This window comes from Lelliottia jeotgali (assembly GCF_977070485.1).
The window spans coordinates 134077-160782 of sequence record NZ_CDRVFO010000002.1 but is presented as its reverse complement, the minus strand read 5'-3'; the positions used below and the strand labels follow the sequence as shown (position 1 = coordinate 160782).

26 protein-coding genes are annotated in these 26706 nt (G+C 61.8%); 10 read left to right on the top strand and 16 right to left on the bottom strand.

Annotation, left to right across the window (positions count from 1 at the left end; translation table 11 throughout):
* Positions 1 to 17: 17 nt before the first annotated feature.
* The 3 genes from ACW4TB_RS03240 to ACW4TB_RS03230 all read right to left on the bottom strand — a co-directional run bounded on the left by ACW4TB_RS03240 (position 18) and on the right by ACW4TB_RS03230 (position 2723).
* Positions 18 to 989, bottom strand: a complete 972-nt coding sequence (locus ACW4TB_RS03240) for a 5-oxoprolinase subunit C family protein (protein WP_279932033.1) — start codon at positions 987 to 989, stop codon at positions 18 to 20.
* A complete protein-coding gene (locus tag ACW4TB_RS03235; protein WP_012314008.1) occupies positions 986 to 1873 on the bottom strand; it encodes a 5-oxoprolinase subunit B family protein in 888 nt (295 codons plus the stop codon). The genes ACW4TB_RS03240 and ACW4TB_RS03235 overlap by 4 nt, the downstream gene beginning before the upstream one ends.
* A 91-nt stretch (positions 1874 to 1964) precedes the next feature.
* Positions 1965 to 2723: a 5-oxoprolinase subunit PxpA gene (locus ACW4TB_RS03230; protein WP_012314007.1), complete on the bottom strand. Its 759-nt coding sequence runs from the start codon at positions 2721 to 2723 to the stop codon at positions 1965 to 1967.
* A 119-nt stretch (positions 2724 to 2842) separates the two neighbouring features.
* On the opposite strand from ACW4TB_RS03230, the gene ACW4TB_RS03225 reads away from it, so the two are divergent.
* The 3 genes from ACW4TB_RS03225 (at position 2843) to ACW4TB_RS03215 (ending at position 6653) form a co-directional block, all read left to right on the top strand.
* Positions 2843 to 3760 (top strand): LysR family transcriptional regulator, encoded by a 918-nt coding sequence (locus ACW4TB_RS03225; RefSeq protein ID WP_012314006.1) that lies wholly within the window; start codon positions 2843 to 2845, stop codon positions 3758 to 3760.
* Positions 3761 to 3848: 88 nt separating this feature from the next.
* Entirely contained in the window at positions 3849 to 5915 is a 2067-nt protein-coding gene (gene treS / locus ACW4TB_RS03220; protein WP_279932036.1) for a maltose alpha-D-glucosyltransferase, read from the top strand.
* Positions 5916 to 6035: 120 nt separating this feature from the next.
* Positions 6036 to 6653, top strand: a complete 618-nt coding sequence (locus ACW4TB_RS03215; RefSeq protein ID WP_254467586.1) for a riboflavin synthase subunit alpha — start codon at positions 6036 to 6038, stop codon at positions 6651 to 6653.
* Here ACW4TB_RS03215 and ACW4TB_RS03210 read toward each other — a convergent pair whose 3' ends face one another.
* The 9 genes from ACW4TB_RS03210 to ACW4TB_RS03170 form a co-directional block, all read right to left on the bottom strand.
* Positions 6654 to 7358 carry an SDR family oxidoreductase gene (locus ACW4TB_RS03210; RefSeq protein WP_279932038.1) on the bottom strand — a complete coding sequence of 235 codons (705 nt, stop codon included), beginning with the start codon at positions 7356 to 7358 and terminating at the stop codon, positions 6654 to 6656.
* A gap of 114 nt (positions 7359 to 7472) precedes the next feature.
* The gene (gene gcvA / locus ACW4TB_RS03205; RefSeq protein ID WP_279932040.1) at positions 7473 to 8363 is read right to left on the bottom strand and encodes a transcriptional regulator GcvA; all 891 of its coding nucleotides are present in this window, start codon (positions 8361 to 8363) and stop codon (positions 7473 to 7475) included.
* A 33-nt stretch (positions 8364 to 8396) separates the two neighbouring features.
* Positions 8397 to 9899 (bottom strand): glycine betaine/L-proline transporter ProP, encoded by a 1503-nt coding sequence (proP, locus tag ACW4TB_RS03200; protein WP_012314001.1) that lies wholly within the window; start codon positions 9897 to 9899, stop codon positions 8397 to 8399.
* Between the two features lie 91 nt (positions 9900 to 9990).
* Positions 9991 to 10965 (bottom strand): porphobilinogen synthase, encoded by a 975-nt coding sequence (gene hemB / locus ACW4TB_RS03195; RefSeq protein ID WP_455828224.1) that lies wholly within the window; start codon positions 10963 to 10965, stop codon positions 9991 to 9993.
* Positions 10966 to 11091: 126 nt separating this feature from the next.
* Positions 11092 to 11469 carry a response regulator gene (locus ACW4TB_RS03190; protein WP_012313999.1) on the bottom strand — a complete coding sequence of 126 codons (378 nt, stop codon included), beginning with the start codon at positions 11467 to 11469 and terminating at the stop codon, positions 11092 to 11094.
* A gap of 47 nt (positions 11470 to 11516) precedes the next feature.
* Positions 11517 to 12743 carry a hybrid sensor histidine kinase/response regulator gene (locus tag ACW4TB_RS03185; RefSeq protein WP_279932043.1) on the bottom strand — a complete coding sequence of 409 codons (1227 nt, stop codon included), beginning with the start codon at positions 12741 to 12743 and terminating at the stop codon, positions 11517 to 11519.
* Entirely contained in the window at positions 12737 to 13312 is a 576-nt protein-coding gene (locus ACW4TB_RS03180; RefSeq protein ID WP_012313997.1) for a chemotaxis protein CheB, read from the bottom strand. The genes ACW4TB_RS03185 and ACW4TB_RS03180 overlap by 7 nt, the downstream gene beginning before the upstream one ends.
* Positions 13309 to 14130 carry a CheR family methyltransferase gene (locus ACW4TB_RS03175; protein WP_012313996.1) on the bottom strand — a complete coding sequence of 274 codons (822 nt, stop codon included), beginning with the start codon at positions 14128 to 14130 and terminating at the stop codon, positions 13309 to 13311. The genes ACW4TB_RS03180 and ACW4TB_RS03175 overlap by 4 nt, the downstream gene beginning before the upstream one ends.
* Entirely contained in the window at positions 14127 to 17594 is a 3468-nt protein-coding gene (locus ACW4TB_RS03170) for a response regulator (protein ID WP_279932047.1), read from the bottom strand. The genes ACW4TB_RS03175 and ACW4TB_RS03170 overlap by 4 nt, the downstream gene beginning before the upstream one ends.
* 249 nt (positions 17595 to 17843) lie before the next feature.
* Between ACW4TB_RS03170 and ACW4TB_RS03165 the strand changes: the two genes are divergently transcribed.
* Positions 17844 to 18194 (top strand): response regulator, encoded by a 351-nt coding sequence (locus tag ACW4TB_RS03165; RefSeq protein ID WP_012313994.1) that lies wholly within the window; start codon positions 17844 to 17846, stop codon positions 18192 to 18194.
* Positions 18195 to 18238: 44 nt separating this feature from the next.
* Here the strand turns inward: ACW4TB_RS03165 and cobF are convergent, their stop codons facing one another.
* The gene (gene cobF / locus ACW4TB_RS03160; protein ID WP_279932048.1) at positions 18239 to 18994 is read right to left on the bottom strand and encodes a precorrin-6A synthase (deacetylating); all 756 of its coding nucleotides are present in this window, start codon (positions 18992 to 18994) and stop codon (positions 18239 to 18241) included.
* A 65-nt stretch (positions 18995 to 19059) separates the two neighbouring features.
* A complete protein-coding gene (locus ACW4TB_RS03155; protein WP_279932049.1) occupies positions 19060 to 20349 on the bottom strand; it encodes an OprD family porin in 1290 nt (429 codons plus the stop codon).
* Positions 20350 to 20704: 355 nt separating this feature from the next.
* On the opposite strand from ACW4TB_RS03155, the gene ACW4TB_RS03150 reads away from it, so the two are divergent.
* From ACW4TB_RS03150 to ACW4TB_RS03140, 3 genes are all read left to right on the top strand, one after another.
* Positions 20705 to 21064 (top strand): histone-like nucleoid-structuring protein, MvaT/MvaU family, encoded by a 360-nt coding sequence (locus ACW4TB_RS03150; RefSeq protein ID WP_012313991.1) that lies wholly within the window; start codon positions 20705 to 20707, stop codon positions 21062 to 21064.
* Positions 21065 to 21288: 224 nt separating this feature from the next.
* Positions 21289 to 21816, top strand: coding sequence for a lactoylglutathione lyase (gene gloA / locus ACW4TB_RS03145; RefSeq protein ID WP_012313990.1), 528 nt, complete (start codon positions 21289 to 21291; stop codon positions 21814 to 21816).
* A gap of 109 nt (positions 21817 to 21925) precedes the next feature.
* Positions 21926 to 22168: a hypothetical protein gene (locus tag ACW4TB_RS03140; RefSeq protein ID WP_012313989.1), complete on the top strand. Its 243-nt coding sequence runs from the start codon at positions 21926 to 21928 to the stop codon at positions 22166 to 22168.
* Between the two features lie 58 nt (positions 22169 to 22226).
* Here ACW4TB_RS03140 and ACW4TB_RS03135 read toward each other — a convergent pair whose 3' ends face one another.
* Positions 22227 to 23048, bottom strand: a complete 822-nt coding sequence (locus ACW4TB_RS03135; protein ID WP_012313988.1) for a shikimate 5-dehydrogenase — start codon at positions 23046 to 23048, stop codon at positions 22227 to 22229.
* A 220-nt stretch (positions 23049 to 23268) separates the two neighbouring features.
* Between ACW4TB_RS03135 and ACW4TB_RS03130 the strand changes: the two genes are divergently transcribed.
* Both ACW4TB_RS03130 and pbpG read left to right on the top strand, forming a co-directional pair.
* Positions 23269 to 23451, top strand: coding sequence for a hypothetical protein (locus ACW4TB_RS03130; protein WP_012313987.1), 183 nt, complete (start codon positions 23269 to 23271; stop codon positions 23449 to 23451).
* 237 nt (positions 23452 to 23688) lie between these two features.
* Entirely contained in the window at positions 23689 to 24621 is a 933-nt protein-coding gene (gene pbpG / locus ACW4TB_RS03125; RefSeq protein ID WP_217433299.1) for a D-alanyl-D-alanine endopeptidase, read from the top strand.
* A 59-nt stretch (positions 24622 to 24680) separates the two neighbouring features.
* Here pbpG and ACW4TB_RS03120 read toward each other — a convergent pair whose 3' ends face one another.
* Entirely contained in the window at positions 24681 to 25112 is a 432-nt protein-coding gene (locus ACW4TB_RS03120; protein WP_279932055.1) for a hypothetical protein, read from the bottom strand.
* Between the two features lie 200 nt (positions 25113 to 25312).
* Here ACW4TB_RS03120 and ACW4TB_RS03115 point away from each other — a divergent pair, with 200 nt between their 5' ends.
* Positions 25313 to 26647, top strand: a complete 1335-nt coding sequence (locus ACW4TB_RS03115) for a lysine N(6)-hydroxylase/L-ornithine N(5)-oxygenase family protein (RefSeq protein ID WP_254467580.1) — start codon at positions 25313 to 25315, stop codon at positions 26645 to 26647.
* The last annotated feature ends 59 nt before the right edge of the window (positions 26648 to 26706 follow it).

Genomic DNA, 26706 nt, shown 5'->3' with positions numbered 1-26706 from the left:
GTACAGGCCCCCACCAATCAGCCGAACAATTTGCTCAGATACCCCAGCCTCTTCTTGTAGGACCGCCGCGCCTCAAGCGCATCCTCCATGCTCACCGGCAAGAACCGCGCCTGCTGGTTCGGCTGCATCTGCCCGATCAGGTCCAGGTCGGCACTGATCACCGTGCCGATCATGGCGTACCCACCACCGGACACTGCATCGCGGTGCAGAATGATCGGTTCCAGCCCGGCTGGCACTTGTATCGAGCCGATCGGGTAGCAGCTGTCGACGATATTGGACGGGTCCGAACCTGCGCCGAATGGCTGCTCTCGCGGCTGGAAACCCAGTGCGTTGCCGCCCTTGTAACGGTAGCCGATGCGGTCGGCCTCGGAGCCCACCGTCCAGGCATCGGTGAAAAAGCTTTTCGCCGCAGCATCAGTCAGGCGGTGGAAGTACAGCCCCGGCACCACGCGCAACACCACTTCCCCACCCAGTGCCTGGCGCAGCGCCATTGGCAAACTGGCTCCGGCACGGGCTTTGGCGCTGGGCACACCGACCGGCAATACATCGCCTGCCAGCAGCTTGCGACCGTGAAAACCGCCCAGCGCGCCCAGGGCGTAAGTGGACCGGCTACCCAGCACTTCTGGCACATCAATGCCGCCCGCAACTGCCAGGTAGGCACGTGCCCCGGCTGTGGGGAAGGCGAAGCGCAGCACCTGGCCTGCCCTGACTGCAAACGAAGTGTCAGGGCGCTGTGCGCGGCCATCGAGCAGCACCGGCATCTGTGCGCCACACACCGCCACCACGGCATCCTGCAGAAACTCCAGTTCCGGCCCCACCAGCGCACATTCAAGGCCAGCGGTACCCGCCGGATTGCCGACCAGCTGATTGGCGGCGCGCAACGCATATTGATCAAGCGCACCGGAGGGTGGGATACCCAGGTGGTAATAGCCTTCACGGCCCAGGTCCTGCACCGAGGTTGCCAGGCCAGGTTTGAGTACCTTGATCATGCCAGCACCTCCTGCAAGGACTTGGGATAGCCGACCGGGTCGGCCAGGAAAGCATCGAGGGAAAACTCTACCGGGCGAATGCGCAGGTCGAAACGGCCGTCCTCGACATCCGCCACCGCTTGGTCGTAGGCCTGACGGTCGATGGGTTTGAACTGCACGATGTCCCCTGGGCGGAAGAACACCATGTGCTCCTTCAGGTAGTTCAGGCCTTGCTGCGGGTCGTAGATCGGCGCCGGGGTAACGCCGAACATCTGGTAGCCCCCTGCCCCGCGCACCGAATAGATGCAGCCGAAACAACCGCCGTGGCCCAGGGTCAGCTTCGGCGTGTCGGTGCGTGGGCGCAGGTACTTGGGCACCTGCAACTGACGCTCGCGCTCGACCATCTGGAACATGAACGGCAGGCCGGCGACAAAGCCGACCATCGACACGAACCAAGGCGCGCCACTGTGCGCGGCGATGAAGGCATCGACATCGGCCAGGCCATTGATGCGCGCCGCGTATTCGAGGTCGGTACTGTTCGGGTCCTGGTGGCGGTCGCGAAAGCGCATGAGGGTTTCATGGGTCCAGGGGTCGTTGTACAGCACCGGGATCTCGATGATCCGGGTGTGCAACGCGCGTTCGGCGACCGCCTCGGCCTCTGCACCGCGCACCGCTGCAAGCAGCACGTCGGGGGCGATGCGGTCGGGGTCGAAGCGGATCTGGAACGAGGCATTGGCCAGGCAGATGTCCAGCACGCCCTCCAGCGCCAGGCGCTCCACCGCCCGGGTGACGGCCATGCCCTTGAAGAACGCCTCGAGCGACATACTGTCGCTGACCTCGGCAAACAGGTGCTCGTCGGCACCAAAGCTGTAGCGGATCGGGGTACTGGCAAGCGGCTCGGCCATGTCTGCTCCTTTTTTGGAATCTTTATCGTAAGGCAGGCAAAAACAATGCAGTGCAGCGGCACCGGTGTCTGAGCACCGGGTGCCTTGAACCTCAACGGGGCGTGCGCACCTCAATGCCGGCGGCGTCCAGCGCCGCGCGTGTGGCTTCGACCAGGTCGAGCGCGCCGGGGGTATCACTGTGCAGGCAGATCGAGTCGAATTCGATGGCCAGGTCCTGGCCCTCGACCGTACGGACCACGCCCTCGCGGCAAGCTCGCAGCACGCGCTCGGCGACCGCCTGCGGCTGATGGCCACGCACATTGCGGGTAAACACGATGGAACCGCTCTGGTCGTACTCACGGTCAGCATAGAACTCACGCACCACCGGCTGGCCGAGTGCCTGCGCAACCCGGCAGATCACCGAGCCAGGCATGCAGTACAGCAAAAGCTGCGGCTCGATCACCTGCAGGTTCTGCACCAGCAACCGGGCGGCTTCCTCATCACGGGCCAGGTGCATGTAAAGGGCACCATGGGGCTTGATGTGTTGCAGTTTCACGCCCTGCGCACGGGCAATTTCACGCAGCGCACCCAACTGGTACAGCATGTCGTCGACCAGCTCCTGAGCCGGTGCGTTGATGTGCCGGCGGCCAAACCCGACCAGGTCACGAAAACCCGGGTGAGCGCCTACCGCCACGCCCAGCGCCTTGGCCCGTTCGACGGTGCGACGCATGGTGCCAGGGTCGCCGGCATGAAAGCCGGTGGCGATGTTGGCCGAACTGATGAAGGCCATCAGTTCGTTGTCGACGCCGTCGCCGATGGTCCACGGGCCGAAGCCCTCGCCCATGTCAGAATTGAAGTCTACTGCCTGCATGCCTACGCTCCCGGTGCTTGTGACGGTGTGAAGGTCACGTTAGATTCTCCACAACCCCCTTGGGAAGATCTATAAACAGATAGGGTGTCTTCTGAAAAACAGATACCCAGGAGTCTCCCGTGTCACTGACCTTGCGCCAGGTTCGCTACTTCGTCGCCACCGCCGAGATCGGCCAGATTTCCCAGGCCGCCATCCACCTCAACATTTCCCAATCGGCGGTCACCACCGCGATCAAGGAACTGGAGGCAATGCTAGGGGTGTTGTTGTTCCAGCGCTCGGCGCAAGGCATGAGCCTGACCGATGCGGGCCGGCATTTTCTCAACCGCGCCTATGTGATCCTGCGCAGTGTCGATGACGCACTCAACAGCCCGCTGCCGGACGTGCGCGCCAGCGGCCTGCTGCGCCTGGCGGCGAGCTACACGGTGATCGGCTATTTCCTGCCGCACCACTTGCAACGCCTGGAACACTGGCACCCGGACGTAAACCTCCAGGTCCACGAGCAGGAGCGCAGCGCCATCGAACAAGGCCTGCTGGAAGGCCGCTTCGACATGGCGGTGGTGCTCACCGCCAACCTCACCCACCCGGATATCGTGTCCGAAACCCTGTTCAACTCCGAGCGCCGGCTGTGGCTGCCCAGCCACCATCCGCTGTGCGAGCGCTCTACGGTGAGCCTGGCCGATGTTGCGCGTGAGCCGTTCATCCTGCTGACTGTGGACGAAGCCGAGCAGAGCGCCATGCGTTACTGGGAGCTGGCCGGCCAGCGGCCGAGCGTGCGGGTGCGCACCAGTTCGGTCGAGGCGGTGCGCAGCATGGTAGCCAATGGCAGCGGCGTGGCGATCCTGTCGGACCTGGTGCACCGGCCCTGGTCGCTCGAAGGCAAGCGCATCGAGACCGTAACCATCAGCGACCCGGTAACGCCCATGAGCGTGGGCCTGGCCTGGCACCGCGAGCGGGCATTCAGCCCGGCGATGCTGGCGCTGCGCAACTACTTTCATGACGCCTTCCTGGCGCCACAGCAGTTGTCGGCTCGGCGCTGAATGGCAAGGGCCTTGATACCTCAGCCGAACGTTCAGGCGCCGTCGTCGTCATAACTTGGCCGGTGCCGCCACGCAGAGAGGACGCGAAATGACCCAACCAGACCCGTCATACGTCAAATGGCTCGAAGAACGCTCCATGCTCAAGGCCTCGCAGGAGCGAGCCCGGCTGTATTCCGGGCAATCGCGCCTGTGGATGAACCCCTACGCCGAAACGCAGCCACGCCGCGCCACCGACATTGCGTCGGTATGGCTCACGGTCTACCCCGACGCGATCATCGCGCCTGAAGGCTGCTCGGTGCTCGGCGCGCTGGGCCACGAAGCCTTGTGGAAGCGCCTGTCGGAAATTGGCGTGCAGGGCATTCACACCGGCCCCATCAAACAGTCCGGCGGTGTCAGCGGGCGCGACTTCACCCCCAGCGTGGACGGCAATTTCGACCGCATCAGCTTCGACATCGACCCGCTCTACGGCAGTGAACAGGAGCTGGTGCAGATGAGCCGCATGGCGGCGGCGCACAATGCCGTGACCATCGACGACCTGATCCCCTCGCACACCGGCAAGGGCGCCGATTTCCGCCTGGCCGAGCTGGCCTACGGCGCCTATCCAGGGCTGTACCACATGGTCGAGATCCGCGAGGAAGACTGGCCGCTGCTGCCGGACGTGCCCCCTGGCCGTGATTCGGTCAACCTGCTGCCCGCACAGTGCGACGAACTCAAGGCACACCACTACATCGTCGGCCAGCTGCAACGGGTGATCTTCTTCGAGCCTGGCGTGAAGGAGACCGACTGGAGCGCAACGCCACCGATCACTGGTGTCGATGGCAAGACGCGGCGCTGGGTCTACCTGCACTACTTCAAGGATGGCCAGCCGTCGCTGAACTGGCTGGACCCAAGCTTTGCCGCCCAGCAAATGATCATCGGCGACGCCCTGCATGCGCTGGATTGCCTGGGCGCGCGCGGCCTACGCCTGGATGCCAACGGTTTTCTCGGGGTCGAGACCTGCGCCAGTGGTACCGCCTGGTCAGAAAGCCACCCGCTGTCGATCGTGGGTAACCAGCTGATCGGTGGCATGATCCGCAAGGCCGGCGGGTTCAGCTTCCAGGAGCTGAACCTGACCCTGGACGACATCGCGCAGATGTCCAAGGGCGGCGCCGACCTGTCCTATGACTTCATCACCCGCCCGGCTTACCAGCATGCGCTGCTGACCGGCGATACCGAGTTCCTGCGCCTGATGCTCAAGGAAATGCACGGTTTCGCCATCGACCCGGCGTCGTTGATTCACGCCCTGCAGAACCACGACGAACTCACCGTCGAGCTGGTGCACTTCTGGACCCTGCACGCCCATGACATGTACCTGTACCGGGGCCAGACCCTGCCCGGCAACATCCTGCGCGAACATATCCGCGAGGAAATCTACGAACGCCTCTCGGGCGAACACGCCCCTTACAACTTGCGCTTTGTCACCAACGGCATCTCCTGCACCACCGCCAGCCTGATCACGGCGGCGCTGGGCATCCGTGACCTGGACCAGATTGGCCCGGCGGATATCGAGCAGATCCAGAAGGTGCACCTGTTGCTGGTGATGTACAACGCCATGCAGCCCGGTGTGGTCGCACTGTCCGGTTGGGACCTGGTCGGCGCCCTGCCGCTGCCGGCCGAAGCGGTGGCGCAAAAGATGGCCGATGGCGATACCCGCTGGATACACCGTGGCGGCTACGACCTGGCCGGGCTCGATGCGCAGGCCGAGGCATCGGTGCGTGGCATGCCGCGCGCACGCGCACTGTACGGCAGCCTCGACCAGCAGCTGGAAAGCAGCGATTCGTTTGCCAGCAAGGTTAAAAAACTGCTCGCCGTGCGCCAGGCCTACGGTATTGCCAGCAGCCGCCAGGTACTGGTGCCCGAGGTCAGCAGCCCGGGATTGCTGGTGATGGTGCACGAGCTGCCGGCCGGGCGTGGCATCCAGATCAGTGCGCTGAACTTCGGGCAGGAGGTGATCGCTGAAGAGCTGCTGCTGACCGGCTTCACGCCCGGGACGGTGGTGGACATGATCAACGAGACGGTCGAAGGCGACCTGACCGAGGATGGGCGCCTGATGATCAACCTGGACCCGTATGAAGCCTTGTGCCTGAGAATCGTCAACAGCAGCGGGCACGTCTGAGGCTGTATCAGCTACACCTGTGGGCGCCGGGTTGCCGGCGCCCACGGTCCGGCCGGCTTGCTTTTAAGGCTGCAGGGGCATAGTTTCCGGGCATCATTTACCGAGCCCAGGAGCAACTCCATGTACACCGGCATCGTCCAGGCCGTCCGCCCCCTGCTTGCTGTGACCACCTACCCGGGCCACAACCAGTTCACCATCGACCTTACCCCGGAACTGCTCGACGACCTGAAGATCGGCGCCAGCGTCAGTGTCGAGGGCACCTGCCTGTCGGTCACCGAAATTGACGGCACCCAAGTGAAGTTCGACGCCATGACAGCCACCCTGGAGCGCACCAACCTGCGCTGCTTCAAGGCCGGCCAAGGCGTGAACATCGAGCGCTCGGCGAAAATGAACGCCGAAGTCGGCGGCCACCTGATGGCCGGCCACGTCGCCACCACCGCCGAGATCGTCGAGCTGTCGATCAAGGAAACCGGCGCCTTCATCACCTTCCGCATGCCGCCGCAGTGGGCCAAATACGTGTTCCCACGCGGTTATCTCGGGGTCAACGGCTGCAGCCTGACCGTCGCCGACGTGGACGACACCTTGGTCACCATCAACCTGATCCCGGAAACCCTACGCCAGACGACCTTCGCCAACTACCAGGCCGGTGAACTGATCAACATCGAAGTGGACCACCAGACCATGGTCCTGGTCGATGTGGTGGAGCGCACCCTCAAAGCCACGCTGGCCCGCGCCTGATCAGATGCTGCGGGTAATACCGCCATCGACCCTGATGTTCTGCCCGGTGATGTATGCCGCGCCATCGCTGGCCAGGAAGGCCACGGTGGCGGCGATTTCCTCGCTGCTGCCATAGCGCTTGAGCGGCACGCTGTCACGGCGTTGGTCAGTGGCCGGCAGGCTGTCGATCCAGCCCGGCAGTACATTGTTGATGCGGATGTTGTCCGCAGCATAGGTGTCGGCGAAGATCTTGCTGAACGCCGCCAGGCCGGCGCGGAATACGGCCGAGGTGGGGAACATTTCGTTCGGCTCAAAGGCCCAGGCGGTGGAAATGTTGATCACAACCCCACCCTGCTGGCGCTGCATGATGGGCGTGACCAGCCGCGTCGGGCGGATGACATTGAGCAGGTAGGTCTCCATGCCCTGGTGCCAGTCTGCATCGCTGATTTCAAGGATCGGCGCGCGCGGACCGTGGCCTGCACTGTTGACCAGCACATCGATACGGCCCCATTTGGCGACTACGGCATCGACCAGGCGCTTGATGTCGTCGTTGCACTGGTTGCTGCCGGTCACGCCAATCCCGCCCAGCGTCTCGGCCAACGCCTCGCCTTTGCCAGACGACGACAGGATACCGATCTTGAAGCCGTCGGCAGCCAGGCGCCTGGCTGCCGCGGCGCCCATACCGCTGCCGCCGGCGATCACGATTGCTACTTTTTCGTTGGACATGAAACCTCCGGGTCAACCCTGCGGTGTGCATGGGTAATGGGCCCAGACTAGCACCTGGCCTGCGTTGCCAGAGAGCCAGACAAGCTTCGACTAAACGATAGATTTTCTACTGTATTAAAGCATCGCCTGCGCCAGCAGCCATGCCCGCACCGTTGCCAGTGCCGGCGGTTGGTGGGCATTACGCGGCCACACCAGGTAAAACGCCTGTTGCAAGTCCAGCACTTGGTCAAAGGCAAGGGCCAGGCGCCCGGCGCGCAGGTCGCTGTGGACGAAAAATTCGCTGGCCAGGGCAAGGCCCTGCCCGGCAATCGCTGCATCGATGGCCAGTGACGTCTGGTTGAACCGCACATTCTTCGCACCCGGCGGCAAATGCCGGTGGAATACCTCGGTGATGAAGTCCGGCCAGAAGTTGTGGGCATCATGCAGCAACGGGTAACGCTGTAACTGCTCCAGATCCTCGGGCTTGCCCAGTTGCTCGAGCAGCGCCGGGCTGGCGACGGCTACCACGCGCTGGGCCAGAAACGGCTCGGTATGCAGTCCCGGCCCGAACGGTGGCACGCCGTAACGTACGGCAATATCCACGCCCTCTGGACGGAACTGGCAAAGCCGATCGGTGGCCAGCACCTGGAGATCGATGTCCGGGTGCTGCTGCGCAAACGACGACAACCTGGGGATCAGCCACTTTGCCGCGAAGGTCGGTGTGACACTCACCGTCAGGTGCGACGCATCCGGGCGCAACGCCTGGGTGGCGCTGCCGATCAAGGCAAAGGCGCTGCGGATATCGACACTGTAACGCTGGCCGGCGCCTGTCAGGCTCAGGCCCCTGGGCAAGCGCTCGAACAGCTTGATCCCCAGGTTCGCTTCAAGCCCGCGGATCTGCTGCGCCACGGCGGCCTGGGTTACCCCAAGCTCGTCGGCTGCCAGGCGGAAATTGAGGTGGCGCGCCACCACCTCGAAAACACGTAGCCCATTGAGCGGCGGCAGCGCGGAAAAGCCTTCGGACATACAGTTTATCTACTGAGTGAACAGGCCTGTACCCTACTCGATGCGCGGGTGTTGCTGCACCAGCAACTTGCGCTTGGCCTCAAGCTCGGCAATCTGTTCGTCGATGTCTTCGATCTTCTGTTCGATGTTGTCGTGGTGCTCCTGCAGCAACTCACGCGCCTCATCGATATCCGAGGCCGCTGGGGCAGCGCCACGCAGTGGCTTATTGGCGGTTTCTTTCATGGTCAGGCCGGTAATCAGGCCGATGGCGGCAATCACCATCAGGTAGTACGCCGGCATGTACAGGTCACCGGTGCTCTCTACCAGCCAGGCAGCCAAGGTCGGGGTAAGGCCGGCGATCAGCACCGAAATGTTGAAAGCGCTGGCCAGGGCGCTGTAGCGAATGTGGGTGGGGAACATCGCCGGCAGGGTCGACGCCATCACGCCGATGAAGAAGTTGAGCAACACGGCGATGATCAGCAAGCCGGCGAAGATCACCCCAAGCACACCGCTGTTGATCAGCATGAAGGCCGGGATGGCCAGGGCGAACAGCCCGACACTGCCGACGATGATGAACGGGCGGCGGCCCCACTTGTCGCTGAGCAGGCCGATGATCGGCTGCACGAACAGCATGCCGACCATGATCGCGATGATGATCAGCACACCGTGGTCTTCGCTGTAGTGCAGGTTGTGCGACAGGTAGCTGGGCATGTAGGTAAGCAGCATGTAGTACGTGACGTTGGTGGCGATCACCACGCCAATGCACGTCACCAGGCTGCGCCAATGTTTAGTGGCGACTTCCTTGAACGACACCTTGGGCCCCGAGGCCAGGCCTTCGCGGTCGCCCTGTTCAAGTTTTTCAACATGCTGCTGGAACGCCGGAGTCTCTTCCAGCGCATGGCGCAGGTAGAGGCCGATGATGCCCAGCGGCAAGGCCAGGAAGAACGGCAGACGCCAGCCCCATTCAAGGAATTTTTCCTCGCCCAGGAAGGTGGAAATCAGCACCACCACGCCGGCACCGAGGACGAAGCCGGCAATCGAGCCAAAGTCCAGCCAGCTGCCGAGGAAGCCGCGCTTGCGGTCGGGTGCGTATTCGGCGACGAAGATCGAGGCGCCGGTGTATTCACCACCCACCGAGAAGCCTTGGGCCATTTTCGCCAGCAGCAGCAGGATCGGCGCCCAGATGCCAATGGAATCATAGGACGGTATCAAGCCGATGGCGAAGGTACTGAGCGACATGATCACAATGGTCGCGGCGAGGATCTTCTGTCGGCCAAACTTGTCGCCCAGGGCGCCGAAGAACAGCCCGCCCAACGGGCGAATCAGGAACGGAACCGAGAAAGTGGCCAAGGCCGCGATCATCTGCACGCTGGGGTCGGCGTTGGGGAAGAACACCTTGCCCAGGGCATAGGCGACGAAGCCGTATACGCCGAAGTCGAACCACTCCATGGCATTGCCCAGCGCGGCGGCGGTGATCGCCTTGCGCATCTTGGCGTCGTCGACGATGGTGATGTCTTTCAAGCCGATCGGCTTGACGGTTTTCTTGCGTGATTTCATCCCTGTGTCCCTGTTAATGAGGCTCTTTGGCATCAGATACACAGGGACACAAAATAATTCCACGCTCAGCGATTTCTCGCGTGTATTGGCCTCAGATGCCTTCGCGGGCCAGGTCCATGGCGAAGTAGGTCAGGATCAGATCGGCGCCGGCACGCTTGATCGCGCCAATGCTCTCACGCACCACTCGCCCCTCGTCGATGGCGCTGGCCAGGCCGCCGAACTTGATCATCGCGTACTCACCGCTGACCTGGTAAGCCGCCAGCGGCAAACGTGACGCGGCGCGAATGTCGGCGATCACGTCCTGGTAGGCACCCGCCGGTTTGACCATCAGCACATCGGCGCCTTCCTGCTCGTCGAGCAGCGACTCGCGCACCGCTTCGCGGCGGTTCATCGGGTTCATCTGGTAGCTCTTGCGGTCACCCTTGAGCGTGGTGCCACCGGCTTCACGGAACGGGCCATAGAGCGACGAGGCGAACTTGGTGGAGTAGGCCATGATCGCGGTGTCGTGAAAGCCCGCGGCATCCAGTGCACCACGGATTGCCTGAACCTGACCGTCCATCGCCGCCGACGGCGCGATGAAGTCGGCACCGGCTGCCGCAGCAACCACCGCCTGCCTGCCCAGGTTGGCCAGGGTGGCGTCGTTGTCCACACCATGGTCGTGCAGTACGCCGCAATGGCCGTGGCTGGTGTACTCACAGAAACAGGTGTCGGACATCACCACCATTTCCGGCACGCTGTCCTTGCAGATGCGAGCCATGCGCGCCACCAGGCCGTTTTCGTTCCAGGTATCGCTACCGGTGGCATCGAGGTTGTGCGAAACGCCGAAGGTCATCACCGACTTGATGCCGGCGCGAGCGTAGCGTTCGATTTCCTGGGCCAGCAGTTTCTCAGGGATACGGTTGACCCCCGGCATGCTGCTGATCGGCACGAAGTCGTCGATGCCTTCCTCGACGAAGATTGGCAGGATCAGGTCTTCGAGGCGGAATTCCGTCTCCTGGAAGATCGTGCGCAGCGACTCGTTCTGGCGCAGGCGGCGGGGGCGAACGGAAGGGAAATGATTGGACATGACAGCTCCAGGGAATATGGACGGCGTACACCATATGCCTGTTGAGCTTCAGTGAAAAGGCTCAATGACGAGATTGTGCCTTGCATCCGGGGCAATAGCCGGAGCAGTCAGCCCCGGTACACGGCCTCAGCGCAACAGGTCCTGGATCTGCTTGTGCAAGGTATCCAGGTCAAACGGTTTGGCCAGGATCGGCGCCTTGCGGGCGATGGGGCTGCCTGACTCGAGAATCTCCGCCGGGTAGCCGCTGATGAAGATGACCTTCAGATCCGGTCGCAGTTTCACCGCAGGCTCGGCGATCTCGACGCCGGAAATGCCGCCAGGCAAGCGAAAGTCGGTGACCATCAGGTCCAGGTGCGGCTTGCTCGCCAGGATGGCGAACGCCTGTTCACCATCCTCGGCCACCAGTACGTGATAGCCCTCACCTGCCAGGTAATCACGCAGGATCATCCGGATTGCCGGTTCATCCTCGACCACCAAAACCACATCTTGTGCATCTTCACTCATGACAACAACGCCTTGAAATTCTTACAGTTGGCCATCTGACCCCAGGCTCAGGCAGAGGTTGCCCGCTCCTGGTCGTTTTGTTCTGTCAGCCGCGTCAGCGGCAATTGCAGGCTAAAGGTGGCGCCCTTGCCTTCTTCGCTCTGCACCTGGATCTGCCCGCCATGGGCCTGGACGATCTGCTCCGAGATATACAGCCCCAACCCCAGCCCGGCGCTGGCCTGCTGAGTGGCCACGCGCTCGAACTGCTGGAAGATCCTTTGTTGGTTCACGCCACTGATGCCGATGCCGTGATCCTGCACTTGCACCCAGGCCATGCCCGCCTGCTCGAATACCCGCACCTCGACCGGCTGGCGTTCACCATAACGCAAGGCGTTGGACAACAGGTTGGCCAATACTTGTTCAATGCGGAATTCGTCCCACTCACCCTGCAGGCCATCGCAGCGCTGCAGATCGATATGCGTGCCCATTGCGGTGGCCTGGGCGGTGAAGTTTTCCACCAGGCCACGCACCAGCTGGCCGAGGTCGAACAGTTTAGGCCGTAGCGACAGCTTGCCGGTGCGGATGCGCGACACATCGAGCATGTCTTCGATCAGGCGGATCAGGCTATTGATCTGCCGTTCGTCGCGCTCGACCATGGCCTGCAGCTTGTCGGCGCTGAACGCCTCGAGGCTGCCGCGGGCCAAGTGCATCTTGCGCAGCTGGGTCTCGAGGATAAGGCCATTGAGCGGCGTGCGCACCTCGTGCGCTACGATCGACATGAAGTCGTCGCGCATACGTACCGCATGCTCCAGCTCACTGCGTGCCACCTGCAACTGCGTCAGCAGCAGCTCCTGCTCCTGGCGGCTGCGCTCAAGGGCCTGCAACTGCCTGTCGAGCACCTTGCGCTGGCGGTACAGGTCGACGAACACCGTGACCTTGTTCTTCACCGCCAGGGTATCGAGCGGCTTGTAAAGGAAATCCACCGCGCCGCTTTCGTAGCCCTTGAAGGCGTAGTTCATCTCGCGCCCGGCAGCGGTAACGAAGACGATCGGGATATTGCGTGTCTTTTCCGTGCCGCGCATCAGTTCGGCCAGTTCAAAGCCGTTCATGCCCGGCATTTGCACGTCGAGAATGGCCAGGGCAAATTCGTGCTCCAGCAACAACGACAATGCGGCTTCCGCAGACTGAGCCTGGTGCACCTCACGGTCTTGGCCCTGAATCAGGGCGTCGAGGGCCAGGAGGTTTTCCGGCAGATCGTCGACGATCAGCAGTTTGGCGGTGATGTGCCTTAGCATGCGCTGGATTCCAGGTTGGCGAGCAATTGCCCGATACCGCTCAAAGAAAGAATAAGGTCGGGCTGGTGGAGCGCCAATGCGGCCTCCGGCATCAGCGCCACCTGGGCGTCGCAGGGGTCCTGGACCACGGTCCGGCCGCCGCTGCTCTTGATGTAGGCAAGGCCTTTGGCACCGTCCTCGTTGGCGCCTGTGAGCAATACACCCAACAGGCCCGCGCCATAGGCATCGGCAGCCGAGATGAACAGGAAGTCAATGGCCGGGCGCGAGAAATGCACCGGTTCCTCCTGGCTCAGCGACAGGCTCAAATCCTGCTCGACCGACAGGTGATAACCAGGGGTCGCCACGTAGATCTGGCCAGGGGCGATGGCCTCTTTGTCCCGAGCCTCGCTTACCGGCCTGTGCAGGCGCCGCTGCAGCACTTCGGCCAGATGGCTGTGACGGTCATCGGGCAGGTGCAGCACGCACAGCACAGGCGTCACGAATGCCGGCGGCAGGCCGCCGAGCACCTGAAACAGCGCCTGCACGCCGCCCGCCGAGGCACCGATCACCACCGCGTTTACGCCCTTCATGATTTCCGGAAGATCCGTTCGGGCTTGACCAGCGGCTCGAAGCGGTCGCTGTAAGCGGAGAAATCCACCGATTCCTTGCTGCCCAGCACCAGAAAGCCACGGTGACACAAGGACTCATGGAACAGCCCCAGGGCGCGGTCCTGCAGCTCCTTGTTGAAGTAGATCAGCACATTGCGGCAGGACACCAGCTGGGTTTCGGAGAACACACTGTCTGTGGCCAGGCTGTGGTCGGCGAAGGTCACGTTGTCGCGCAGGCTGCTGTCCATGATGGCGTTACCGTAGGCGCTGGTGTAGTACTCGGCAAAATCGCGGCGCCCGCCGGCCAGGCGGTAGTTTTCTTCGTACTCGCGCATGCTCTGCATCGAGTAGATGCCCTGCTTGGCCCGGTCCAGTGAACGCGGGTTGATATCGGTGGCATACAGGATGGTGCGCTCGAGCAGCCCTTCCTCGCGCAGCAGGATGGCCATCGAGTACACCTCCTCGCCGGTGCTGCAGCCAGCGATCCAGATCTTGATCGACGGCCAGGTGCGCAACAGCGGCACCACTTCGTTGCGCAGGGCAAGGAAGTGGCTCGGGTCGCGGAACATCTCGCTGACCGGGATCGTCAGGAACTGCAGCAACTGCATGAACATGCCCGGGTCGTGCAGCACCCGCTCCTGCAGGGCCGACACCGTCAGGCAATCGAACTGGCGCAGGGCATGGAGGATCCGGCGCTTGATAGACGCGCCGGAGTAGTTGCGAAAATCGTAGCTGTACTTGAGGTAGATCGCCTCGATCAGCAGCCTGATCTCGATGTCGGTGTTGCGCTCGCTAATCAAATTCGCTCCAGTTGCGGCAGCCACACACGGATCAACGAGAACAGGCGGTCCAGGTCGATCGGTTTGGCCAGGTAATCATTGGCGCCAGCCTGCAAGCAGCGCTGCTGGTCATCCTTCATCGCCTTGGCGGTCACGGCGATGATCGGCAACTTGCGCCAGCGCGGCTGCTGGCGGATCAGGCGGGTAGCCTCGAAGCCGTCCATTTCCGGCATCATCACATCCATCAGCACCAGGTCGATATCGTCATGCTGCTCCAGGCGTTCGATGGCCTCACGCCCGTTGCGGCCGATCTCGACGATGGCACCCTTGTGCTCCAGGGCACTGGTGAGGGCGAAAATGTTACGCACATCGTCGTCCACCAGCAGCACCTTGCGGCCTTCGAACACCTTGTCACGGCTGCGCGCGGTCTTGAGCATGCGCTGGCGTTCATGGGACAGCTGCGATTCGACTTTGTGCAGGAACAACGTCACTTCGTCGAGCAGGCGCTCCGGCGAGCGGGCACCCTTGATGATGATCGAACGTGAATACTTGAGCAGCTCGGCTTCTTCCTCACGGGTGAGGTTGCGCCCGGTATAGACGATCACCGGTGGGAAGGAGCGGATATCTTCTGCCGTCATGCGCTTGAGCAGCTCGTTACCGAGCATGTCGGGCAGCTTGAGGTCGATGATCATACAGTCGTAGATGTTCTCGCGCAGCAATGCCAGGGCGTCCTGGGCCAGGGCCACAGCGGTGATCTCGACATCATCGTCGCCGATCAGGCGGGCGATGCTCTCGCGCTGAAGGTCGTCATCCTCCACCAGCAGGATGTGCTTGAGCTTCTGGGTGAGCTTGGCTTCCAGGCGAGCGAACACTTCCTTGAGTTCTTCGCGGCTGGTCGGTTTGACCGCGTAACCCACCGCGCCCATGTGCATGGCCGCCTCGACGCGGTCTTCCACCGATATGATGTGCACCGGGATATGCCGGGTGGCAGCCAGCTCCTTCAGGCGCTGCAACACGGTGAGGCCGGAGTGGTCGGGCAGGCGCATGTCCAGCAGGATCGCATCGGGAATGTACTGGGCGGCCAGCGCGAAGCCCTCGTCGGCGCCCTGGGCCACCAGGCAGCTGTAGCCCAGTTCGTGAGCCAGGTCGAAGAGGATACGGGCGAAGTTCGGCTCGTCCTCGATCACCAGGATGCAGCGGTTGCCGAACGGGGCGTGCTCGCGGTCATCTGCGAAGGTCGGTGCAGGCAGTTTCGGCGATGCTGCCGTGGCGACCTTGGGCGCCGGCGGCAAGGTGTCGACTGCCGGGCGCAGGCTGTGGGCCTCGACCTCCTCGACCTCGGCTTCGTAGCGCTCCGGCATGGTCAGGCTGAACACACTACCCTGGCCAGGGTTGCTGTCGACGCTGATCTGTCCACCCAGCAAATGCGCCAGGTCGCGGGAAATCGACAGGCCCAGCCCGGTGCCGCCGTATCGGCGGTTGCTGCTGCCATCGACTTGGTGGAAGGCACCGAAGATCGCCTGCTGCTGGTCGGCGGCGATACCGATGCCGGAGTCGCGCACGGCAAAGACAATGCCGGTGCCTGCCTGGTGGCTGATGGTCAGGCTGACCTGGCCGTGGTCGGTGAACTTGATCGCATTGGACAGCAGGTTCTTGAGTATCTGCTCCAGGCGCTGGCGGTCGGTGAACAGTGTCACCGGTACATGGGGCTCGACGTTGACCTCGAACGCCAGGCCCTTGTGCTCGGCCAGCGGCAGGAACATGCCGCGCAGGCCCTCGACCAGGCGCTCCAGCTGAGTGCTCTCGGGGCGCACTTCAAGCTTGCCGGCCTCGACTTTGGCGATGTCGAGAATGTCGTTGATCAGGTTGAGCAGGTCATTGCCGGCCGAATAGATGGACTCGGCGAACTTGACCTGTTCGGCGCTGAGGTTGCCCTCGCCGTTCTCCGCCAGCAGCTTGGCCAGGATCAGCGAGCTGTTGAGCGGCGTGCGCAACTCGTGGGACATGTTGGCGAGGAACTCGGACTTGTACTTGCTCGAACGCTGCAGCTCATCGGCGCGGGCCTGCAACTCTTGCTGGGCCTGCATCAGCTCGTCGTTCTTGCGGTCCAGGGCATCGGTACGCTCGGACAGTTGCTCGTTGGTCTGCTCAAGCTCGGCTTGCTGGGTCTCCAGGTGGGCCTGGGACTCCTTGAGCACGCGGGACTGCTCTTCAAGCTCCTCGTTCGCAGTCTTGAGTTCTTCCTGCTGCACCTGCAACTCTTCGTTGAGCTGCTGAGTCTCGGCCAGCACTTCCTGGAGGCGTTGACGGTAGCGGGCGCTTTCGATGGACATGCCGAGGTTGCCACCAACCCGCTCCATCAGCTCATCGTCGCGCTCCTGCAGCGGGCGCAGGAAGCCCAGCTCGATCACGCCATTGATCTGGCCATCATCGATGGCCGGCATCAGCAAGGCACTGCGCGGCAAGCCGCTCCCCAGGCCGGAACTGAGGCGGTAGTAGTCCTCGGGCAGGTCATCCAGGCGCAGCAGGCGGCCTTCGCGCACTGCCTGAGACAGCAGGCCATCGTGGGCGGCCAGCACCTGTTCGCGGCCCTGCTCCTCGGCGTCCAGGCCATAGCTGGCGACGCGCACCAGGCGCCCATGGCCGTCGCGCACGTACAGCGCACCGACCACGCTGCCCAGATAGCTGGCGAAGAAGCGCAGGATGTTTTCGCCAAGCATCGGCAGGGTCAGCTGCCCCAGTACCTGCTCGGCCAGCTGGGTCTGACCGTTGCGCAGCCAGGCCTGGTGTTCCAGGCGCTCGGCCGAGCGCTGCTGAGCCTTGAGGTTGTCATCGTAGCTGGTAGACAGCGCCATCAGGTCGCGACGGCCCAGGTAAGCCAACAAAGCGCTCAGGCCAACGATCAATAGCACAAACGCTGAGATGGCGGTCACCGTGACGCTGCTGACCTTCTCGTTGCGGGCCATGCGCAGCTGCTGCTCAGTGCCGATCAGGTCGTCGAATTCCTTGCGGATCTCGTCGGTGATGCGTTTGCCGCGACCGTTGATGACCGACTGTCGGTAATCCCCGCCATCGCGGCGCTGGTTGATCATCTCGCCGCCAAACTCATTCCAGGCATGCTGCAGGGCGATCAAGCGGTCGATGCGATCGACCTGCTGAGGGTTGTCCTCGACCATGCCGCGCAGGCTGTTGAGGCTACCCTGAATCTTCGGTTTGGCGACCTCGTAAGGGTCCAGGAAGCGCTCGTCACCGGTGATCAGAAACCCGCGCATGCCGGTTTCCATGTCGATCGACAGCTTGACCGCTTCGTTGGCATTGCCGATCACCCGATCGGTGTGCTCGACCCACTGCATGGCCGACAACAGGTAGTTGATCACCGCGACGAAAGCCACGGCACCGAGCAGGCCCACCCCCAGGGGCAAGCCAATGTTGCGGCTCAACAGCTTGCGGAAGCTTTGCTGGTCCATCGAGGCTGCTTGAATCATTTGAAAACGCCCGAGCGAAAAAGTCCATTGAACGGTGTGGCGGATAAAGCCTGTTCTTGTATGCCGCCGCGCTCACCGGTTAACAGCGAGTCTAACCAGCTTTGCTGGCCGCGACAGGGCATTTAGCCAGTATTTGAAGGTTACCTTCAGCAATCGTTCCATCCAATCGCAACGATCGGTATCCTCACGGAACTTCTGACGCTGGCCGGCGCACAGAATAAAGACATTCTTCTGGTACAGGATCACAAAATGCACCTCTTGGTAGTCGAAGATGACGACATCGTCCGTATGTTGATGGTCGATGTGCTCGACGAACTGGGCTATGAGACCCTGGAGGCGGACTGCGCCAGTGCCGCGCTAAAGATCCTTCAAGACCCAGGCAAGGCGCTGGCCCTGCTGATGACCGATGTAGGCCTGCCGGACATGCGCGGCGAAGAACTGGCGAAACAGGCCCGTGCCATCCGGCCAGCGCTGCCAGTGCTGTTTGCCAGCGGCTACGCCGAAAGCCTCGATGTGCCCGAAGGGATGCACATGATTGGCAAGCCGTTCAGCATCGAGCAGTTGCGCGATAAAGTGGTGGGGATTTTGGGTACGCCGTGACATCGGTGGCGCCTCTTCGCGGTTTTACCCGTGAAGAGGCCGGCTCAAGTCCATGACTCGCGCCGCAGCAGGTAAGTATCCATGATCCACCCCTTGCGCCTCCTCGCCTCTTCGCGCACCTGTAGAATCCGCCCCTTCACCGCCTGCAAAGGCCCGGCGATCAGCACTTCGTCCTCCGTTCCCAGGTAAGCCCCCCAATAGATCACCAACCCAGGGTCGTCGATCCGGGCAAATGCGCATTGCCCGTCAAGCATCACCACCACATTGTCGATCTGCCCTTGTTGCGCCAGGCGCCGCCCCGGTAAAACCACCAATGGCTCGCCTATACGGTTCAGCGGCACCTGATGCCGCGCCGCCAGCGCCTGCACACTGCTGATGCCTGGGATGACCTGCAGGCGCAGTGACACACCACGCTCACGAACCAACTGCAGAATGCGCAGGGTACTGTCATACAAGCCAGGCTCGCCCCACAGCAAAAAGGCGCCGATGTCATCACTGCTCATTTCGTCGGCTATCAGCCGGGCATACAGCGCCGCGCGCTGGCGGTGCCAGTCCTGGACCGCAGTCACATAGTCGGCCGCTTCAGCGTCGCGTCGCGGATCGGCAACCTGTACCAAGCGGTAGTCGCCCTGCGGCCTGTAGCGTTCAACAATGGCCTTGCGCTGACTAATCAGCTCGTCTTTGTCCGAGCCTTTGTCAATTACGAAGAAGACGGTAGCGCGGCGCAGAGCATCGACGGCCTCGTAGGTCACCTGGCGCGGGTCGCCTGGGCCGATACCAATCAACAACAGGTCTCTCATGGCTTCGCCCTGAACAATAACCGGCAGCCATTGTCGGCCGACCGCCGGTGTTTGGCAAAGCGCACTCAGAAGATCGAGAAGTTGTAGCTGACGATGACGCGAGTTTCGTCCATGTCGCGCGCCCACTTTTCGTAGTTGCTGCGGTAGGTAGAATTGCGCAGTCGCACGCTGACATCTTTGAAGGTACCGCTCTGTACCTGGTATTTGAGCTCGGTGTCGCGTTCCCATTCCTTGCCTTGGGCGTTACTGCCCGGGACCTTGATGTGCTCGCCATTGATGTAGCGGGTAAAGAACGTCAGGCCCGGCACGCCCAAGGCCTTGAAGTCGTAGTCGTAACGCAACTGCCATGAGCGTTCCTGCGCGGCGGCAAAGTCATTGACTTGCGCATAGTTGACCAGGTACGGGTTGCTGCCATCGAGGTACGGCATGGCGTTTTCGCCATACATGCGCTGCCAGCCTGCACTGACCTTGTGGCCGCCCAGGCTATAACCGAGCATGCCACTGAAGGCGCGATGGTCGATTTGGCCTGCTCGGGCGTTACCGATGTCATCGCTCTTGATCAGCCGCAGGTCGGCCGACAGGCTGCCGACTGCAAGCGGCTGGCTGGCGACCAGACCGAGAAAGTGCTGACGGTAGATGTTTTCCAGCTTGGCCATTTGGTATTGGGCGCTGAACCGATCATTGAACCGGTAATCCAGCCCTGCCAGGTCGAAGTGGTCGGCTTGGGTATCACAGGCATAGCGCTTGTTCTTGCAATGCACGCGAATGTCCTGGCGGTCGGTGGAATCGCGGGCGGTGTATTTGTTCAGGCGGGCCAGCGTGAATTTCAGGTCGCGCACTTCTTCTGAAGTGAGCATGGCGCCGTGAAACATCGTCGGCAACAGGCGCCCATCGTTGTATTTCAACAACGGAACATCCGGCATCATCGAGCCGTATTTGAACACGGTATTGGACACCTTGACCTTGGCGGCCAGGCCCATCTTCGCGTATTGGTCAGCAGCGTGCCTGGGGTCATGACCAGAAGAAGGCAACAAACCGCTGTTACTGTCCGCCGGGCTGGAGTCCAGCTTGACACCGAACATGCCCAATGCGTCCACACCGAGGCCTACCGGGCCTTGGGTATAACCCGACTGCACGTTGAGAATGAAGCCTTGTGCCCACTCTTCCCGCTTTGACGCACCTTGGCTGGAAGTGCTGTGGCCGTCACGAAAATCCCGGTTGAAATAAACTGTGCGTGCTTCGACCTTGGCACGGCTGTCTTCAAGAAAACCGGCGGCCTGGGCGTGCACACCGGCACACATCAGCAACAGGCCGGCAACTCGGCGCCCAGGGGCGAGAGGAAAAGGGGCAAACATGCGAGGGAACATCCAGAGAAAGGCAGAAAACAATGCACGGCGAACGCACGCGGCGCAGACAAGACCCGGCCGAACAATCTCCGACCATCATTGAAAATGATTGCGCAAAGGCGCTAGCCCGCACCATTGGACCATGGTCTAGAAACGCCGCACTGACTACCTGTCACGCATCGAAATTACCGCCCGAAACACTTGTAAAGTTCCCTTCTTAATTGGAAAAGTTTGCGGTTTACCCAATTGCCACAAGTGTCTACACTCGATACCAGCGAACAGTTTAACCCCCCCGCGTGGCCGGCGTTATTTCTCTTCAATGTTCGTCACGCCCCGCCACAGATGACGTACAGGAGTGATTACAGTGTCCAGACTTGCAGAGTTTCGTGCTGCCGAAAAAGCGCTCCAGGAACAGATGGCTCAACTGGAGGCGCTAAAAAAGGATGCCGGCCTAAAACGTGAAATCGAATTCGAGCAGAAACTAGTCGGCCTGATGAAAAGCTATGACAAAAGTCTGCGCGACATCATCGCCATCCTCGACCCCAAGGCCGTCACTCGGGGCGCGACCAGTGCGCCAAAGCAACAACGTCGTCCGCGCGTGGTGAAAGTGTATGAAAACCCGCACACCGGCGAGCTGATCGAGACCAAAGGTGGCAACCACCGCGGGCTGAAGGCGTGGAAAGAACAGTACGGGGCCGGCACGGTGGAAAGTTGGCTGCGCTGATGAAACGTCAACGCTTGCTTCACACTTTTTTCACAAGGGCTGGCTCAATATCGAGACAGCTAAAGGACTAGCGACCCCATCACGCGCCCGCACACGCGGGCCTCTAATTCCAGCGCCCTGCACTCGTGCAGGGCGCTTTCATTTGCGCAATCGGTTCACTGCCGTATCATGGCCCTCCTGTCTGTTCCGCTGGCCCCGGTGCCAGCCTCGTCTCTGGAGTACCCATGAGCCTGCACGATCTGCAAAACCTGCCTGGCGTCACCGCACAGCCCGACGCCGCCACTGCTCAATTCGTTTTCAACCACACCATGCTGCGGGTCAAGGACATCGAGAAGTCGCTGGACTTCTACACCCGTGTCCTGGGCTTTCGAGTGGTCGACAAGCGCGACTTCCCGGAAGCGGAATTCAGCCTGTACTTCCTGGCCTTGGTCGACCCGGCGCAGATTCCGGCCGACGACGCCGAGCGCCATCAGTGGATGAAATCGATCCCCGGCGTGCTTGAGCTGACCCACAACCACGGTACTGAAAACGACCCGGCGTTCGCCTATCACAACGGCAACACCGACCCACGTGGTTTCGGCCACATCTGCATTTCGGTACCGGACGTGCGTGTTGCCTGCGCCCGCTTCGAAGAGCTGAACGTGCCGTTCCAGAAACGCCTGGCAGACGGCCGCATGAACCATCTGGCCTTCGTCAAAGACCCGGACGGTTACTGGGTCGAAGTGATTCAGCCCTCTGAGCTCAAGGGCTGATCCGAAAGTGTGAGCCTCGTCGGCTTGCGCTCGTCAGGCCGGGAACTCCCGGCCCCTCGCTGTGGTATATGGAAGTAACAGCTTCACTAGCCACAGCGAGGTAAGGACGATGCAATCTCTTCACTGTGAATACCGCGACCACACCATCACCGCCAGTGTGATGCCTCACCCCGACTCCCCTCTGCCCTATTCTGCGGGGTGCCTGATCACCGATCCGCAAGGCCATACCAGCAAGCGTTTATCCATGCCGATGAAGTTCTTCTCTAACCTTGAGAATGCTCAGCATGTGTCGCTGGCCCATGGCCGGGCCTTGGTGGACGAGCAGTTGGACAAGGGGCACAAGGCGTTCTGACCTTGGGCATCGACGGCCTCCTCGCCGGGTTGCCCGCGAGGAGGCCGCAGAAGAAGAGCTAGACGTCCCGGGCGTATGCCACTGCAGCCTCGACCTGCTCCCGGGTAGGTCGCACGCCGGTGTACAGTACGAACTGCTCCAGTGCTTGCAACGCGATCACCTCCAAACCGGTAATCACCGGCTTGCCGAGCGCCTGCGCCCGGCGGATCAAGGGCGTCTGCGCCGGCATAGCCACCACATCGAAGACCCGCTGCGCCGCAGCAATGGCGTTCTCGCTGAACGCCAGCTCGTGGGCCTCTTGCCCGCCCGCCATGCCGATCGGCGTCACATTCACCAGCATCGGCGGGCACCGGTCACCCAGCTCAGCGACCCAGCGATAGCCACAAACGTCGGCCAACTGCCGCCCCGCCTGCTCGTTGCGGGCGACGATGATGCCCTCCTTGAACCCGGCATCGCGCAGAGCACTGGCAACCGCCTTGGCCATGCCACCACTGCCGCGCAGGGCAAAGGCTGTAGACGGGTCGACACGATGCTGCTCGAGCAGCTGCCGCACTGCCAGGTAGTCGGTGTTGTAGGCTTTCAGATGACCTGCCGTGTTGACCACGGTGTTGACCGACTCGATGGCTGCCGCTGACGGGTCAACCTCATCGACCAAGGCCATGCAGGCCTCCTTGTACGGCATGGAAACACCACAGCCGCGGATGCCCAGCGCGCGGATACCCGCCACAGCGGCCGGCAAGTCATCGGTGCTCATCGCCTTGTAGTAGTAATCCAGGCCCAACTGCCGGTACAGGTGGTTATGAAAGCGAACGCCAAAGTGACCTGGCCGGCCGGCCAGGGAAATGCACAGCACGGTGTCCCTGCTGGGAGTTGCCGTCATAACCTGCTCCTTGTTCGTAACTGAAACGTTTGTTCAGCGTAACAGACCCACCCGTTCATCGCCCCTTACACAACCTTTACCGTTTCCCTGCGCTCAGCTGACAGTGGCTAGAGCCATAGTAGTGAACAGTTGATAAAGCTGATGAGCACTATTGAGCGAGTCGATTTCAAACCGAGCTGGCCGCTGCGTAAGGTAGGGGCATGTTTTACAGGAGGTCCACATGGCCACTATCCAGATCATGTCCGTCGTCGGCAGCGCCGTTCCCTCTACCCTGCGTGAGCAGGGCCTGCTGGCATGTTGGTACCTGGTGCGCAACGGTGAAGCGGTGAGCGGACCGTTGGCTACCCGTGCATCAGCCCAGGCCCTTGCCGACCGACTGAAGGACGATTGTCTGCTCGCTTGAAAACGAACGTGTTGTGCGTTGCTCTCTGCCCTGTTCTGGCCCGCCTTTTGGCGGGTCTTTTTTTGCCAGCGCGAAACCGACGAACGGAGGGAGGACAACCGTTACAGCATGAAGGTTTTTTCATTTCGACCGGGTAGCTCCACGAGCATTCGACAGCCGCTGAGCCATACTCCAGAATGCGAGCGGTTTTTGGGGGAAACCCTTGCACAGCCAACGACATACCAACTTTTAGTGAGCCTGAACGTGAAAACATCCCTGTCCATCCTCAGCCTGCTGCTGTTGCTCACAGGTACCGCGACCCTACCGTCGACCGCTGCTGCACAACCCCCAGCCCAGATTCAACGCGACCCTTCAAAGCTGCATCTGGCTTCCGGCAGCGCCCTGCTGATCGACCTCAATACCAACAAGGAACTGTATTCGAGCCACGCCGACCGCGTGGTGCCGATTGCCTCGGTGACCAAACTGATGACTGCGATGGTGGTGCTGGACGCCAAGCTGCCCATGGATGAGATGCTCACCATGACCATCGCCAACAACCCGGACATGAAAGGGGTGTACTCGCGCGTGCGCCTGGGCAGCCAACTCAACCGCCGCGAAACCCTGCTCATTACCCTGATGTCGTCAGAAAACCGCGCCGCCACCTCCCTGGCCAACCACTATCCAGGGGGCTACCCGGCTTTCATCAAGGCGATGAACGCCAAAGCCCGCAGCCTGGGCATGGCGCACACCCGCTATGTCGAGCCGACCGGCCTGTCGACACAGAACGTCTCCAGCGCCCGCGACCTGGCCAAGCTGCTGATGGCATCGCGCAAATACCCGATGCTCAGCGAGCTGTCGACCACCCGCGAAAAAACCGTGGCCTTCCGCAAACCCAACTACACACTGGGCTTTCGCAATACCGACCACCTGGTCAACAAGAGCAACTGGGACATCAAGCTGACCAAGACCGGCTTCACCAATGAGGCCGGGCATTGCCTGGTGCTGCTGACGCGCATGGACAACCGCCCCGTGGCCATGGTGATCCTCGATGCGTTCGGCAAGTACACCCACTTTGCCGATGCAAGCCGCATGCGCCAGTGGCTGGAGACCGGCACAGCCAAGCCGGCACCGGCAGTGGCGATGCAGTACAAGTCGGACCGGCAGAACAAGAGCCGCCTGGCCGCAGAGTAACGCCTCAAGGGGCTGGCCCGTTTGCGGCGTTATCCGCAGGCGGGCCGGTTCACACAGGCTCAGGCCTGAGTGCTGACGACCGTACCGGCAGTGCTGCCACCCGTCTCCTGCAACGCTTCGAGCAGCTGCGACGTAGCGGTCATGATCTGGCCATTGAGCGTGGTAATGCTCGCCTGCCTGGCACTCACGGCAGCGGCCTTGGCTGTCTCTTCCATTTTCTGCGCCATCAGGTTGGCCAGTTGTTTCTGCTCTTCGGCCAACTGCTTTTGCAGCTGCTTGATCATCTCGCGCAATTGCTTGATGTGCGCAGGCTCCGAGCTCTCATCGCTTTGCTGCGCACCTTGCGCACCGCCGCCACCCTGAGCCTTGGCCGTTTCTGACGACGCGGCTGACGCTCCACTCTTCTGAGCGTCTTCGCTTTTTACCGTTTCAGCACTGCCGGCGGCCTGCGCCGAAACGTTGTTGATGGTGATTGCTGCGATACCTGCCATGTTCCGGTCCCTGCCTTGAAATAGGTCCTTGCGTTGACCTGCCTATCGGCCACGCGGCGCAGTTCTTTAGCCCGGCAGCACAAGCTGTGCGCAATGACTCAGGTAAATTCCCTGGTACATGGCTCGTTCCAACCAATGTACTCACGCAGGCGCCGGAGCACCGGCGGGCGCACACATTCGACCATTATGGGATCGCAGCCATGAGCCAGTCTTCAAACCCGGAAACCATCAAGGATCTGATCGGCGTGGGCTTTGGCCCTTCCAACCTGGCCTTGGCCATCGCCCTGGAGGAACTCGCCCAGACCCAAGGCCGCGCCCTCGACGCGCTGTTCATCGACAAGCAGAAGCAATACCGCTGGCATGGTGAAACGCTGGCGACCCAGAGCGAGCTGCAGATATCCTTCCTCAAGGATCTGGTCTCGCTGCGCAACCCCACCAGCCCCTACAGTTTCGTCAACTACTTGCACCAGAAGCAGCGCCTGGCCGATTTCATCAACCTGGGCACCTTCTACCCCTGCCGCCTGGAGTACAACGACTACCTGCGGTGGGCCGCCGAACATTTCGCCAATCAAGCCGTCTATGGCGAGCAAGTGCTGCGTATCGAGCCGGAAGTGAAGGCTGGCCGTGTCGAGCATTTGCGCCTGGTTTCTGAAGATGCGCAGGGCCGTGAATACACCCGGCGTACCCGTTCGGTCGTGGTCGGCACGGGCGGTACGCCGAAAATCCCGGAAAAATTCGGCGCCTTCAAGGACGACCCGCGCGTCTTCCACCACTCCCAGTACCTGAGCAGCCTGCAAAAGTTGCCATGCGCCGAAGGCAAACCGATGCGCATCGCGGTAATCGGCTCTGGCCAGAGCGCAGCAGAAGCATTCATCGACCTCAATGACAGCTACCCGTCGGTCAAAGTCGACATGATACTGCGCGGTTCGGCACTCAAGCCTGCGGACGACAGCCCGTTCGTCAACGAGATCTTCTCGCCGGACTACACCGACCTGGTCTACAACGAGCCGGCCGAGCAGCGCGCCAAGCTGCTGGGTGAATACCACAACACCAACTACTCAGTGGTCGATCTGGACCTGATCGAGCGCATCTACGGCATCCTCTACCGCCAAAAGGTTTCGCATCAGCTGCGCCACAACGTGCTGTGCCGTCGCCAGGTGGAAGCGGTTGTCGCCACCCGCGACGGCATCGAACTCACCCTGCGCGACCTGGCCACCGACCAGCATCAGACCCACCGTTACGATGCGGTCATTTTGGCCACCGGCTACGAGCGCCGCTCGCATCGCGACCTGCTGGCGCCGTTGGCCGGTTACCTTGAGGATTTCAACGTCGATCGCAACTACCGGGTATTGTCCAGCCCGAATCTTGAAGCATCGGTTTACCTGCAAGGTTTCTGCGAGGGCAGCCATGGCCTGAGCGACACTCTGCTGTCGGTACTGCCGTCGCGTGCCGCCGAAATCGGCCGGGCGCTATACCAGGACCTCGCGCGCCAACATGACAAAGCGCAACCGTCGGTCGCCCTCACCAGCGCCTGACCCGTCGCTGCCTTCAAGCCGACACGGCGCCCCGCGCCCTGTCGGCTTTTGCTTTTCTG